This is a genomic window from Methanoplanus limicola DSM 2279 (genome assembly GCF_000243255.1).
Lineage (GTDB): Archaea > Halobacteriota > Methanomicrobia > Methanomicrobiales > Methanomicrobiaceae > Methanoplanus > Methanoplanus limicola.
Genome location: NZ_CM001436.1, coordinates 2,142,489 through 2,156,803, shown reverse-complemented (window position 1 = coordinate 2,156,803; position 14,315 = coordinate 2,142,489). Strand labels below are relative to the sequence as shown.

10 protein-coding genes are annotated in these 14,315 nt (G+C 44.4%); 5 read left to right on the top strand and 5 right to left on the bottom strand.

Annotation, left to right across the window (positions count from 1 at the left end; genetic code table 11):
• Position 1: 1 nt before the first annotated feature.
• Genes METLIM_RS10270 through METLIM_RS10250 form a run of 5 tightly spaced genes read right to left on the bottom strand, consistent with a single transcriptional unit; the run spans position 2 to position 4,590 of the window.
• Positions 2 to 577 (bottom strand): phosphoribosylanthranilate isomerase, encoded by a 576-nt coding sequence (locus METLIM_RS10270; RefSeq protein WP_004078385.1) that lies wholly within the window; start codon positions 575 to 577, stop codon positions 2 to 4.
• Entirely contained in the window at positions 568 to 1,347 is a 780-nt protein-coding gene (locus tag METLIM_RS10265) for an indole-3-glycerol-phosphate synthase (RefSeq protein WP_004078384.1), read from the bottom strand. The genes METLIM_RS10270 and METLIM_RS10265 overlap by 10 nt, the downstream gene beginning before the upstream one ends.
• Positions 1,344 to 2,369, bottom strand: coding sequence for an anthranilate phosphoribosyltransferase (trpD, locus tag METLIM_RS10260; protein ID WP_004078382.1), 1,026 nt, complete (start codon positions 2,367 to 2,369; stop codon positions 1,344 to 1,346). Before trpD ends, METLIM_RS10265 begins: the two co-directional genes overlap by 4 nt.
• On the bottom strand, positions 2,366 to 2,941 hold the full coding sequence (locus METLIM_RS10255) for an anthranilate synthase component II (RefSeq protein ID WP_004078380.1): 576 nt from the start codon (positions 2,939 to 2,941) through the stop codon (positions 2,366 to 2,368). Before METLIM_RS10255 ends, trpD begins: the two co-directional genes overlap by 4 nt.
• Entirely contained in the window at positions 2,938 to 4,590 is a 1,653-nt protein-coding gene (locus METLIM_RS10250; RefSeq protein ID WP_004078378.1) for an anthranilate synthase component I family protein, read from the bottom strand. Before METLIM_RS10250 ends, METLIM_RS10255 begins: the two co-directional genes overlap by 4 nt.
• Before the next feature lie 274 nt (positions 4,591 to 4,864).
• Here METLIM_RS10250 and METLIM_RS10245 point away from each other — a divergent pair, with 274 nt between their 5' ends.
• The 5 genes from METLIM_RS10245 (at position 4,865) to METLIM_RS16640 (ending at position 14,258) form a co-directional block, all read left to right on the top strand.
• Entirely contained in the window at positions 4,865 to 6,712 is a 1,848-nt protein-coding gene (locus METLIM_RS10245) for a dipeptidase (protein ID WP_004078376.1), read from the top strand.
• Positions 6,713 to 6,838: 126 nt separating this feature from the next.
• Positions 6,839 to 7,663, top strand: a complete 825-nt coding sequence (locus tag METLIM_RS10240) for a sulfite exporter TauE/SafE family protein (protein ID WP_245543520.1) — start codon at positions 6,839 to 6,841, stop codon at positions 7,661 to 7,663.
• A gap of 130 nt (positions 7,664 to 7,793) precedes the next feature.
• On the top strand, positions 7,794 to 8,624 hold the full coding sequence (locus tag METLIM_RS10235; protein WP_004078372.1) for a sulfite exporter TauE/SafE family protein: 831 nt from the start codon (positions 7,794 to 7,796) through the stop codon (positions 8,622 to 8,624).
• Between the two features lie 202 nt (positions 8,625 to 8,826).
• Complete coding sequence (locus METLIM_RS10230) at positions 8,827 to 9,486, top strand: class I SAM-dependent methyltransferase (RefSeq protein ID WP_004078370.1); 660 nt, start codon at positions 8,827 to 8,829, stop codon at positions 9,484 to 9,486.
• Between the two features lie 134 nt (positions 9,487 to 9,620).
• Positions 9,621 to 14,258, top strand: coding sequence for a PAS domain S-box protein (locus METLIM_RS16640; RefSeq protein WP_004078369.1), 4,638 nt, complete (start codon positions 9,621 to 9,623; stop codon positions 14,256 to 14,258).
• Positions 14,259 to 14,315 lie beyond the last annotated feature (57 nt).

Genomic DNA, 14,315 nt, shown 5'->3' with positions numbered 1-14,315 from the left:
ATTAAGCCTCCCTGCAGATTCTGATGAATTCACTCATCTTCTCTCTGTCCTTTATCCCCGGACTTTTCTCAACTCCGGATGAGACATCAACGCCATAGGGATTGATCATCCTGACAGCCTCACCGATATTGTCGGGAGATAACCCTCCTGCAAGAAAAACCGGTTTTTCTGTCCGGTTTATGATTCCGGATGCAAAATTCCGGTCAAAGAAAACTCCCCTGCCCATACTTCCGTCAATGACAAAGGCATCACAATCTGCGGGCAGTTCTTCCATTCCGGGTTTTAATGTCCGGATTATTCGTACCGGAGGTCTCTCGCTGAACTCAAACGGGTGTGTAATCTGAACAGCGTCGGGCTTCTGAGCCATCATCAGCTCAAGTTCCGGGTATGACTCGGAATCTGTCACAAGAATTTTTTCTGTTGTGGGTTTAAGGGCGGAGAATATCTCTCTTGCCCTCTTTAATGTGACATTTCTCTGTGATTTGGAGCAGACCACAACTCCTATTGCATCGGCACCAAGGGATTCTGCAATGACTGCGTCCCTTGGTGTTGTAATGCCGCAGATCTTTATGCGCATACAAAACCCTCCACAGCCTCTCTTCTGTTTTTGGCTTTCATAACTGAGCTTCCAATCAGGAAACCGTCACAGTATCTCTTCATTGCTTTAATGTCATCCGGGAAATTATAGCCGCTCTCTGATATTATCAGGGCGTCTTTGTACTCGTCCCTGATATATGCCGAGAGTTCGGCAGTCTTATTGAGGTTAATTTTCATGGTTGTAAGGTCGCGGTTGTTGATGCCGATTATCTCTGCGCCGCAGGATATGGCAAGATCTGCCTCTTCACTGTTTCTGACTTCAATAAGGCTCTCAAGGGAGAGGGCTGATGCAGTCTCCTTAAATTCCGGAAGCTTCCCGCCCAGAATTTTAGCTATCAGAAGCACTGCATCCGCTCCAATAACCTTTGTCTCATAGAGCTGCTTTTCATTGACAATGAAATCTTTTCTGAGCAGAGGCACTGTGGAAATACCGGAAATTTCTGTCAGGTACTCCTTCTTTCCCCCGAAAAATTTCTCATCTGTTAAGACTGATACTGCCGTGCATCCGCCCCTGATGTATTCGTCTGCAATATCCTTTGGATCTGAGAGCGGTGCAGTCACTCCTCCTGATGGTGACCGGAATTTTATCTCGGCTATCACTGCATTCCTCTTCTGCTTTCTTACGGCATCTGAGAGGCTCTTTAGCCTGTAGTCCGGCATCATGAATTCGTCAGGCATATCTATTCCGGCTGCCTCTGCCTCTTTATGGCGGACTATCTCCCTTAAAAATCTGTTTATAGCTGTATTCATAATAATTCCTCTCCGCCTGTGGCTTTTATGAGTCTGCTCAGCTTTTCAGCCGCATCTCCTGAGTCAATACTCATCTCTGCCATCCCTATTCCGTCATGGATGCTTCCGGCATTCCCGCTTATATATATCGCCGCCGCTGAATTCACCAGTACAATATCCCGGCAGGCGCCTCTTCTGCCGTTCAGGATATCTCTGATAATATCTGCATTGCGGCCTGCATCCCCGCCTGAAATCTCCGGCAGTCCTGCTCTTTTGATTCCAAACTCCTCAGGTGTTATGCAGAATGTTTCAGTCCTTCCTCTCTCCTTAAACATTGAGACCTTTGTCTCTCCCGTTGTCGTTATCTCATCAAGCCCGCAGCCATGCACAACCATTGCATTCCTGACACCCATAATCCGGAGCACATCTGCAATTGTTTCTGTAAGCTCCGGGTCATAAATGCCCAAAAGGCGTGATTCTGCTGATGCTGGGTTTGAGACCGGGCCTAATATATTGAAGAAACTCCGGATTCCAAGCTCTTCCCTGGCTCTTCCGGCGTACCTCATTGCAGGGTGGTGATTTTTTGCATATAAGAATCCTATCCCGTTCTCTTCAATGGATAATTTTACTGCACCGGGGTCAGCACCAATATTAACACCAAGTTTTTCGAGGACGTCTGCTGAACCGCATCTGCTGCCGACACTCCTGTTGCCGTGTTTTACAACCGGAATTCCTGCACCGGCAGTGACTATTGCCGAGGCTGTGCTGATATTAAAGGTATTTAAGCCGTCTCCGCCTGTTCCGCATGTGTCAACGAGCATACCGGAAACTTCCGGGCGTATCTGTACCGAAGCCCTCATCATAGCAGAGGCAAAGGCTGCAATCTCACCGGAGGTAGTCCCTTTGGTCATCATTGCGGCTATAAATGCACCAATCTGGGCATCGGTTGCCCTTCCGGATATTATTGTATCCATGGCGGATTCTGCCTCAGACTCTGTAAGTGTCTGCCTGTTTACGGCTTTAAAGAGTGATTCGGTTATCACTTTCTCACCCCGTACCTGAGAAAATTCTCTGTCAGGCGGTCGCCGTCCTCTGTAAGTATGCTCTCCGGGTGAAACTGCACACCTTCTATCGGATAATCCCGGTGGCGGACTCCCATTATAACTCTGTCGTCAGATGACAGGGCGGTGACTCTGAGGCAGTCCGGAAGTGAAGCCCTCTCCGCAGCAAGGGAGTGATATCTCGTTGCTGAAAAACCGTCTCTCATCCCCTCAAATATGCTCTCCCCGTCATGGTTTATTCCGGATACTTTGCCGTGATAAGGGGTTGTTCTCAAAACCCTGCCTCCGGATATGGTACATATTGCCTGATGTCCGAGGCATATGCCGAGTGTCGGAACGGTCTTTGAGAGGGTATTTAGTGCTGTCAGGCAGAGTCCGGACCTCTCCGGAGTGCCAGGTCCCGGTGAGAGGACAATTCTGTCATAATTATCATTTAATAATGCGTCCTCAGGATCGTCATTTTTTATAACCGTAATTTCGCACCCGTATTTTCCTATCTGCTGGCAGAGGTTGTATGTGAAGCTGTCGTAGCAGTCGATTACCAGGACTTTCATAAGGAGTCTCCTCCTGCTGCAAGGGTTATTGCCTTTGCAACCGCGAGGGCCTTCTTTTCAGCTTCCATATATTCCGCTTCCGGGTCAGAATCTGCAACAATTCCTGCTCCTGCCTGAAATGTCAGACTGCCGTCTTCAAGAAGGAGCGTCCGGATGGCAATAGCAAAGTCCGTTCTGCCGTTAAATCCGATATGGCCGACTGCACCGCCGTAAAGGCCTCTTCTCTCAGATTCAAGTTCATCTATTATCTGCATTGCCCTCACTTTTGGCGCACCGGTCAGAGTTCCGGCGGGGAAGACAGATTTAAATGCATCTGCGGCGTTGAGGCCTTCTTTCAGTTCTCCGGATACTGTCGAGACAATATGCTGAACGTGGGAGAATTTCTCAATCTTCATGAAATCATCGACACTGACTGAGCCGTAACTGCTGATTCTGCCTATATCATTTCTTGCAAGGTCAACAAGCATCAGGTGTTCTGCACGCTCTTTTTCATCTGACAGGAGTTCATTTTCAAGGATTTTATCCTCTTTTGGGTTTTTTCCCCTTATTCTGGTACCTGCAATCGGGACGGTTGTAACCCGGTTATCCTCGACCTTTACAAGCATCTCAGGACTTGAACCGATTACCTGCCGGTCACCATAATCTATGTAATACATATAAGGGCCGGGGTTTATTCTCCTCAGTGCCGAGTATATTGAGAACGGGTCACCTTCGTACCGGCAGCTGTTCTTCCTGGATATAACTCCCTGAAAGATATCACCGGCAAAGATGTACTCTTTTGTCTTTCTGACAAGCTCCTCAAATTCATCCTTTGGTATGTTTTCTGAGTATTTCGGTCCCGGAATTCTGCGGTCGCCCGGATTATTTACGCCGGCTTCACCGGATTTTATCCCGGCATCTGCACACCTGTCCGCATGGCTGTAAATCCGGTTATATATCTCTTCAACCTTTGCTCCCGCCTCTCCGGTTGCCTCTTCTGAGTCATCATTCTCTGCTGCAAGTGCCAGACTGAAGATATACACCTCTCCGTCCGGGTGGTTAAAGAGAATATACTCTGATGTCATTATGAAATCAGCAAGCGGTAAATCCGGGTCAGGTTTGCCGGTGCTGACTGTCCCGAAGAGTGAATAAACGAGATCATAAGAGAAATATCCTGTAAGGCCGCCCTGGTATCCGGGTATATCTTTGCCCCGGTAATCAAAGAGGTCCGGTATCTGATGGATTTTGGCTATGGGGTCCGGGTCTGAGACTGTTATTGTCCCGGAATTTTTTGGAATATTGAATTTATCCGGGCTTTTTCTCTCTGTTTCTGAGCCGTCAGAATTTTTGGATATTATTCCGCCTAAAAAAAGCGGCATAACAGCATCTGTATATTTTTTAAGTCCGGAAATTACTGTTCTGCCCTGTTTCTCTGCTTTTACTCTTAATACCGGATTTAAACCGATCAATGAGTATTTTGCTTTTTTCTCCTCACCACAGGCAGATTCAAGCATAAACGGGGCTGAATCCTTAAACATTCCGAATATCTCTTCAGGGGAATGGCGGCCGGCTTCTTCTCCCATTAATTTCAGGCTGACCGGAATTATCTGAGGTTTTTCAGTCACTTTTACGGATTTATTTATCTTTTCAGTTATGCTGGCAGTGACCATTCCACCGGCATCACCTCATGTTTGTTTGATGTCATTTCTGTACATTATTGTTTGTTGTTGTACATATTTATGCATTTCGTTGCTGCCGGAATAACTGGCGCAGTAACTCCCGGGCTCCAGAATGTCGGAATAGTGATTTTTCGTTAATGAGAAAGCTGCTGATATTGAGGGTTTTGTAGCTGTTGCAGGCACTCTGGATGTCATTTCCCAAAAATCCGGTCATCTCCGGTTAGTTTAAGAGGGTATTTATAAGATTGCAGGAATATTTTCTGTCATGGAGTATTTAAAATTCCGGGCAGATTTGAGCTCTTCACACGGGCTTAAGAGAAGACTGCCGGCAGTGATTCTGGCAGCACTGTTTATTATAATGTTCATTCCGGGCATAGTTTCGGCATGCACAATTTTTGTTGTAACAGCTGATGCTTCTGAGGATGGTTCGGTGTATGCCGGACATACCAATGATGGTGTCGGGAAAGACTGGAGAAATATTGACGATGTGGTTTTAACCTACATCCCTGCGGCAGATCATCAACCCGGCTCAAAAAGACCGATCTTCTTTGATCCAAACAGCGGTTCTGATGCTGCCGGAGGAAAGGGGAGTCCGGATAAGATGACCGTTCTTGGCTACATCGATCAGGTGCCCCATACCTATGGCTACTATACCAGTTCCTATGGAATGATAAATGAGAAGAACCTGATGAGCGCTGAATGCACCGACTATGCAAAGTATGAACCGGATGCAGAGGTGAACAAAAGAATGTTTTACTCATCTGAACTCTCAAATGTGGCACTTGGCCGGTGCACAAAAGCTGAGGAGGCCGTTCTTCTTGTCGGTGAGCTTATAGATAAATATGGATATTACGGAACAGGTGAGACCCTCATCTTTGCAGACATTGAGGAAGCCTGGGTCATTGAGATGTGCGGAAATCCGGCTGGTGAGACCGGTGGACTCTGGGCTGCAAAGAAGGTGCCAAATGGTGAGATATTTGTTGCCGGAAATGAGTTCCGGATAAGGGAGGTTAAACCGGGTGCTCCTGATATGTATTACTCTGAAAATCTCTTTGATGCTGCAAAAAAAGCCGGCTGGTGGTCACCCGCAGACGGCACACTTGACTGGCTCTCTACTGTAAGCTATGGTGAATATTCACATCCTTATTATTCCCTGATGAGGGTATGGAGACTTACAGATAAACTTGCACCGTCACTTAATCTCAGTCCTTATGTTGAGAATTCATATACAAAGGCGTATCCGTTCTCATTTAAACCTGATAAAAAGGTTGATTTTGAGACTGCACTCAATATGTTCAGGGATCATTATGAGGGAACTGATTTTGACCTGACCAAAGGTAAAGCAGCAGGTGCATTTGGAAATCCTTACCGATACCTTGGACCGATGGACGCACATACCAACTTTCAGAATGAGACATCAATGGATGTCCGTGCCGGTGCAAACGTAAGGCCTGTATCGGCAATATTCTGTGCATACAGTTATATCGCCCAGATACGGCCTGACCTTCCGGATGAGACCGCCGGAGTTCTCTGGTTCGGCCCTGCGGTTGCCTACGAGACGGTGTATGCACCGTTTTACGCAAACTCTGAAGCTGTCTCAGATCGATATTCAAAAGGAAGCCGCCTGAAGTATAATTATGACACGGCATACTGGACTTTTGATCTGCTCACAAACTGGGCGATGCTGAAGTATGATGCTATGATTGATGACATTCAGTCTGAACAGAAGAGGCTTGAGACAGAGTCATATGAGATGGTTATGGAGACTGATAAAATAGCCGGTGAACGCCTCTCTGCCGGAGATGCAGCCGGTGCAAAGTCCCTTATGACCAATTTTACGGTTGGAAGAGGAGAGGATATAATTAATGACTGGAAATCTCTCACCGCAACTCTGATCGTTAAGTATTCAAACGGACTTGTGACTGATCCTGTTACTGAAGAGGTGACTGAGGGTGGTTATCCTGACTGGTGGTATGATGATACAGATTACCAGTATGGGCCAAGGGTCTATCAGCTTGATGATCTAAGAAATACTCCGGGTCTCAACTACACAGGAGAGATTATTTCTGTGCCAAAGGATGCCTCATTTGAGGAGATTGCTGAAGTCATTTAATCATCCCTTTTTTTGACAGGAAAAATCTGAATTCATCTTTTTTTTCAGACAAATAAATAAGTTTAAGCTTTCTCAGATGAAACTATTTCAAAGCAGATTGAAATGAATTTGTGATTTATTATGGAAATGGAATTAATATACATACTTGCACTTCTCTTCACCGGAATTATAGTCGGGTTTGCCGGCGGACTATTGGGAGTCGGCGGATGCTTCATTATGATTCCGGTGCAGTACTGGGTTTTGACATCAATGGGTTATGACCCTCAGATCTCAATACTTGTGGCATTCGGGACAAACCTTGCAGTTGTGCTGCCGACTGCTGTTTCCGGTGCATACGGCCATAACAAAAAAGGTGCTGTTATGTGGAATGCCGCAGTCACAATGGGTATTGCCGGATTTTTTGGTGCAATTGTCGGTGGGTATATCGCAACCCTGATTCCGGGTGATTACCTGAAAGTTATCTTTGGTGTTGTAATACTTCTCAGTGCTGTAAGAATGCTCACCGCAAAACCGCCAAAGTTAGATAAAAGTCCGGTGGACAACACCCTCACATTTCTCCTGTGGGGAATACCGGTTGGGCTTTTATCCGGAATTATCGGTATAGGCGGAGGTGTTGTGCTTATTCCTGTAATGGTGCTTGCCCTTCACTTTAAGATGCACAGTGCTGTCGGTACATCAACTGCCCTTATGGCATTTACCGCACTTGGCGGAACAATTGCATACATAATAAACGGGTTTGGAGTTATTGGGCTTCCGGAATATTCCTTAGGTTATGTAAATATCCTTCAGTGGGCCCTTCTTGCGGTAACAAGTGTTATTATGGCACAGGTGGGTGTCCGGGTTGCACATAAACTGCCTGCAAAGCAGCTTAAATATGTATTTATAGCTGTGATGATCTATATGGGGCTTAAAATGGCAGGAGTTTTTACGTTCCTCGGACTGCCGATATAATTTCGGCTTCACTCTTTTTTTTGACCGGCAGAATTCCTTTTTTTTGTAAAATGTTGATTGAATGAATATGTTTAACTTTGTCTGGCTGAAATCATTTCAGAAGTGGCTGAAGTGATGTTGTGGTAATATAATGGAAATGGAATTAATTTACATACTTATACTTCTCTTCACCGGAATTATAGTCGGTTTTGCCAGCGGTCTTTTGGGTGTTGGCGGCGGGTTCATTATGGTTCCGGTGCAGTACTGGGTCTTAACATCGATGGGTTATGACCCTCAGATCTCAATTCTGGTTACATTCGGGACTAATCTTGCGGTTGTGCTGCCGACTGCTCTTTCCGGTGCATATGGACACTGCAAAAGGGGAGTTGTCGTCTGGAATGCGGCATTTACCATGGGTATTGCAGGATTATTTGGTGCAGTTATTGGTGGTTATGCAGCAACTATGATTCCGGCAGATCTGCTCAGAGGTATATTTGGCGCTGTAATAATTATCAGTGCAGTAAGAATGCTGACCGCCAGAACACCCAAAGTGGATAAACCCATTGTGGATAACACCTATATATACCTGATCTGTGGAATCCTGACAGGTATGCTGTCCGGAATTATCGGTATAGGCGGGGGTGTTGTACTTATTCCGGTGATGGTATATCTGCTTCATTTCAGGATTCACTATGCTGTCGGCACTTCTACGGCACTTATGGTATTTGCGGCATTTGGCGGAACCATTTCATATATTATAAACGGACTTTCGGTTACAGGACTGCCTCCCTATTCTGTTGGCTATGTAAACCTTCTTCAGTGGGTTCTTCTTGCAGTGCCGGCTATTATTATGGCGCAGGCAGGTGTCCGGGCTGCACACAGACTTCCGGCAAAGCAGCTTAAATATGTCTTCATTGCTGTCATGGTCTATATGGGGCTTAAGATGGCAGGAGTTTTTTCATTCCTGGGGCTGCCATTTTAAATTTATCTTAAAAATCAGATTTTCATCTTTTCAGGTTTGGTAATTTCAGTTAATATCCCTAAAAATACTCTCCTGATAAAAATAAGATGCTTCCCCCAATTCCATTCGTAAATGGAATCATTTTTTCTTTTTACAAATTGTTAATTTATATCATTGTATTGCCGGATATAATTATTAATCCGGGAGACTTCAGGTTATTGTTATGACTGACAGTAAGAAAAGATTTGATAAAAAAGGTTCAGGAAATATGAATAATATCGCCAAAACTGTATTTGCACCGATATATCCGGTAATTGTGGATAATATTATCAGAAGATTTGGAATAAATGAAGGTATATGTATTGATCTTGGAAGCGGTCCTGCATCGCTTTCCATTGCAGTTGCAGAAAAAACTGATCTGGATGTTATAGCTTTTGATTATTCTGAGGATATGCAGGAAGCAGCGTCAAAAAATATCATAGAAGCAGGGCTTGAAGGGAGAATAACACTGACCTGTGGGGATGTTCATGATATGCCGTTTGGTGATGATTATGCAGATCTTATAATAAGTCGTGGTTCAATGTTCTTCTGGGATGATATTCATACGGCATTTAAGGAGATTTACCGCATATTAAAACCTGGCGGAAAGACTTATATCGGTGGCGGGTTTGGGAATAAAGAGCTTTTTGAGAGTGTTTCAGCCGAAATGATACGCAAAAATCCCGAATGGGAGGAATTTTCACGGAAAAATATGTCTGATGAAAATATAAAGCGTTTTAAGGATATGCTTGTTGATATAGGGGTGCCGGATTATGATATTATTCACGGGGATGAGGGATTCTGGGTTGTTATATCCAAAAAAACTTCCGGAGCACTGCCATGAGATTCACCGGTCAGTAAGTTTGTGATCCGGAACCATAATCATTATTGCCTGTCAGCCATTATATTAAATAAGCATTGCATATCATAAGTATTATTATAATTGAGTAGCAACCACACCGGATACAGGGGATGCATATGACAGGGGAAAATTCTATAATATCATTACTTTACGTCGATGATGAGCCTATGCTCCTTGACGTTGGCAAAATTTACATTGAGAGGTTTGGTAATTTCAGTGTAACAACGGCCCTGGATGCGAAAGAAGGATTAAATCTTTCTAATGAGCAGAATTTTGACTGTATTATCTCAGATTACCAGATGCCGGGAATGGACGGCATTGAATTTTTAAAACATTTCAGGCAGAATGACAACATTACCCCCTTTATCATCTTCACCGGAAGAGGGCGTGAAGAAGTTGTTATCAATGCAATAAACAATGGCGCTGATTTCTATGTCCAGAAGGGCGGAGAGCCCAAATCCCAGTTTACAGAACTTCTGTATAAAGTCAGGCATGCTGTTAAAGCCAGAAGCTATGAGAAAGAACTGTATAAATCAGAGAAGAAGTACAGGTCCCTTGTAGAGCACTCTCCTAATTTTATATACAGCTATGACCCTGATAACCGGTTCAAAACCGCAAACAGAAGCCTCTGTGAATTCTTAGGCAGGAGTGAGGAGGAGATTGTCGGGAAAACGTATGAGGAGCTTGGTTTTCCAAAAGAGACCTATGAATACCTCTATGAACTTCATGAGAAAGTTTACCGGACAAAAGAGGCTGTGCGGGCAGAATCTTCAATAACTATGCCTGACGGAAAGACTCACCACTACAAGGTGGTCTTTGTTCCGATAATTGATGATAAAGGGACAGTAACCGGGATCAGGGGCAACAGTGCCGATATTACCGATAAAGTCAATGCAGAAAGAGAGCTTGCTGAGAAGAACAATGCTCTCTTAAAGATAAATGAGGATCTTGCAGCGGCAGAGGAAGAGATAAGGCAGCAGCTTGACGAGATTTCAAAATCAGAGCATGCCCTTGCCGAGTCAAACCAGTATATGGAAAATCTCTTCAACAGTTCTGCATCCCTGGTTCTTGTCTGGGACAATGACTTCCGGATAACAAAAGCAAATGAAGCTGTCTCAAAACTCACGGGAATTTTGGAGAATGAGCAGAAAGATCTTTTACTTGATAATATTATATCTCCGGATAAGAGATGCGAACTTGAAGGAAAATTAAGGAGTTTAAATCCCGGTGAGCAGATACGGGGTTTTGAAGTGCAGGTAAAGGATTCTTCCGGTGAGGTTCGGACAATACATCTTGATATTGCAGATATTTACGATCATTCCGGCAGGAAAATCTCTACCATTGCGCAGGGGTATGACATCTCTGATCTATTAAATGCTCAAAACTACCTCCTGCAGAAGAATGAGAGGCTCAATCTTGCCTATGAGGAGATAGCGGCTGCTGAAGAAGAACTCCGCCAGCAGATGGATGAGATTGTATCGTCCAGAAAGATAATTGAGAAATCCGAGAAGAGGATGTCTGATTTTATCAATCTCCTCCCTGACCCCACCTTTGCAATTGACAAATCCGGAGAAATCTTTGTATGGAATGCTGCAATGGCAGAGATGTACGGACATTCTGCGGAGGAGATGGTTGGGAAGTGCAACCGCGAGTACTCAGAACTGATGTACGGGTATGACCGTCCAACCCTTGCCGATATTATTCTGAACTATGATGAAGGGGCTATAAAACAGAATTACCGGTCATTTTCCTACAAAAACAAAAGACTTGAAGGTTCTGCCACTTTTAAAGATTTAAATGGTGAGGAGAAGACCCTCTGGGGTGTTGCAACTCTTCTGTACAATGAAGAGGGTGAGGTGGAGGGTGCTATTGAGACCTTCAGGGATATAACTGCAATTGAGAAGAACAGAGCTGAGCTTGAGTCCCGGAATGAGGACCTTGCAGCTGCTGAAGAGGAGATCAGGCAGCAGTATGATGAAATTTCAAAAGCCCAGCATATTCTCACTGAAACAAACCAGTATATGGAGAATCTCTTCAACAGTTCTGCATCCCTGGTTCTTGTCTGGGACAATGACTTCCGGATAACAAAAGCTAATAAAGCGGTCTCAAATCTCACCGGAATTCCGGAAAAACAGCTTATAGGGCTGAAGGCTGATGAAATCGTATCGCCGGAGAAGATGGCTGAATATTTCAGACTAAAGGAAGGTACGGCAAAAGGAGAGCACGTCAGAGGCTTTAAAAATCAGCTGAAGTCTGCCTCAGGTGAGATCAAAACTATTCAGTGGGATATAGCAGACATCTATGATTATTCCGGCAGGAAAATCGCCACTACGGCACAGGGGCAGGATATCACCAATATTCTTGACTATCAGGAACGGCTTTTGGAGAAGAATGAACTGCTCAGTCTTGCCAATGAGGAGATCAAAGAATCTGAAGAGAAACTGAGACAGCAGATGGCTGAGACTGCCATCGCCCGGAGGATTATTCAGAAATCTCAGCAGAGAATGTCTGATATTGTAAACCTCCTTCCTGATCCAACCTTTGCAATTGACAGAGACGGGGATATTATCATCTGGAATGCCTCCATGGCAGAAAAATACGGACATTCTGCCGAAGATATGATTGGCAAAGGTAAATATGAGTACTCAAAATTCATATACGGTTATGAAAAACTCACACTTGCAGATATTATCCTGAATAATGATGAAGAGTCAATTAAAAAGAATTACAAATCCTGCACATATAAAAACGGAAAACTTGAGAGATCAGGCACATTCAGAGATCCGGAAGGAAAAGATACAACGCTCTGGGGTATTGCCTCGCTTCTTTACAATGAGGACGGTGAGGTGGAGGGCGCTATTGAGACCTTCAGGGATATAACCGAGAGTGAAAAGAACAGATATCAGCTTGAAATCCGGAATGAGGATCTTGAGGCCGCTGAGGAGGAGATAAGGCAGCAGATGGACGAGATTGCCGCTGCACATGACCTGCTCTCAAAGTCTGAGAATCTCTACCGGGCAATTTTTGAAAATACCGGTACTGCTACTCTTATAATCGGGGAGAACAATGAAATTGCTCTTGCTAACAGTGAATTTGAGAGGCTGAGCGGATATACGGCAGATGAGCTTAAAAGTAAGGAATGGATCGATTTTATCCATCCGGATGACAGAGCAAAAGTGCTTGAGAGGCACAGGAAAAGGCAGAAATCAGGTGATGCAGGCCTTCCTAAGCATTATATATTTAAGTTTGTCAACCGGAAAGGCGATATACATGATATATGTATCACAGCCGGATATTCGGACAGAACAAAGCAGATTGTGGTCTCACTCAATGACATCTCTGCAATTAACCGGATAAACTGTGCCCTTCGTGAGAGTGAGGAGAAGTTCAGGCTGATATTTGAAGAATCTCCGCTTGGTAAATTCTACTTCGGTGAAGACGGGATAATTACCGGATATAACAGTAAATTTGCAGATTTTGCCTCACTCCCTGCGGAATCTTTGGGAGGGGTGAGTGCGTCTGTAATTGACAATAAATGCATAACTTCTGCCATTGATGAAATTATAGCCGGCGGTACTGAAAAATCAGAGAAGGAATGCATAATAAAAACCGGCGGTAAAAAGAGGTATGTACGTATTATAGTTGCTCCGGTTAAAGGCAGAAAAGGCAGTATTAAGGGCGGTATCGGGATTGTCGAGGATGTGACGGAGAAGAGAAAGGCCGAAGAGGAGCAGAGGAGATTTAAGTTAATCTTTGACAAGGCAAATTACGGTTCGGTCATTGCTGATCTGAATGGAAATATTGTATATAATAACAAGTATTTTGCAGATATTCATGGTTATTCTCCGGAAGAACTGACGGGCATTAACCTGAAGAATCTCCATTACGAGGGAGGTTCTCTTTCACTGCCGGAATTTATGGATAAGGTGATTGAAGCGGGTGAGTTTGGAGCTGAGGAACTCTGGCACAGGAATAAGGCGGAGGAGAAATTCCCGATGCTTGTAAATGGTGTCCTTCTAAGGGACAATGATGAAATTCCGGAGTACATCGCTGCAACTGCGATTGATATCTCAGAGAGGAAAAAACAGGAGGAGAGTCTCTCCGTTGCAAATAAGAAGCTAAAGATTTTATCCGGAATTACCCGTCATGATATTTTAAACCAGATATCTGCTTTAAGCAGTTATATTGAACTTACTAAGGATTTTGCAGATTCTCCTGCTTTGCCGGATTATCTGGGCCGTATGGAAAATGCTACCTCAACTGTAAGGCAGCAGATAGAATTTACACGCGAGTATGAGGAACTTGGTGTGAACGAACCTCTCTGGATGGATATTTCTGAGATGACAGGTAAGCCATACAGCTTAAACACCGGTGGGATTGAGATTCTCAATGAGTGCAGCGGACTGATGGTATATGCCGATCAGATGCTTGAGAAGGTCTTTTACAACCTTTTAGACAATACTATCCGTTATGGTGCCGGTGCAGATAAGATTCGGCTGTACTATAAGCAGAATGATGACGGGGTGGTAATATTTTTTGAGGACAATGGGCGTGGCGTTGAGGAAGGTAAAAAGGAGAGGATTTTTGACCGGAAGTTTGGTGAGAATACAGGTTACGGGCTTTTCCTGAGCAGGGAAATTCTCTCAATTACCGGCATAACTATTAAGGAGACCGGAGTTCCAGGCAAAGGGGCCAGATTTGAGATGTCGGTTCCTGCCGGCAGTTTCAGGATTGAAACTGTCACAGGGATGTAGGAATATCTGCCCTTCTTGGTGCTGTGAATAGGTATTTGGCTGTATAAAATATTTATA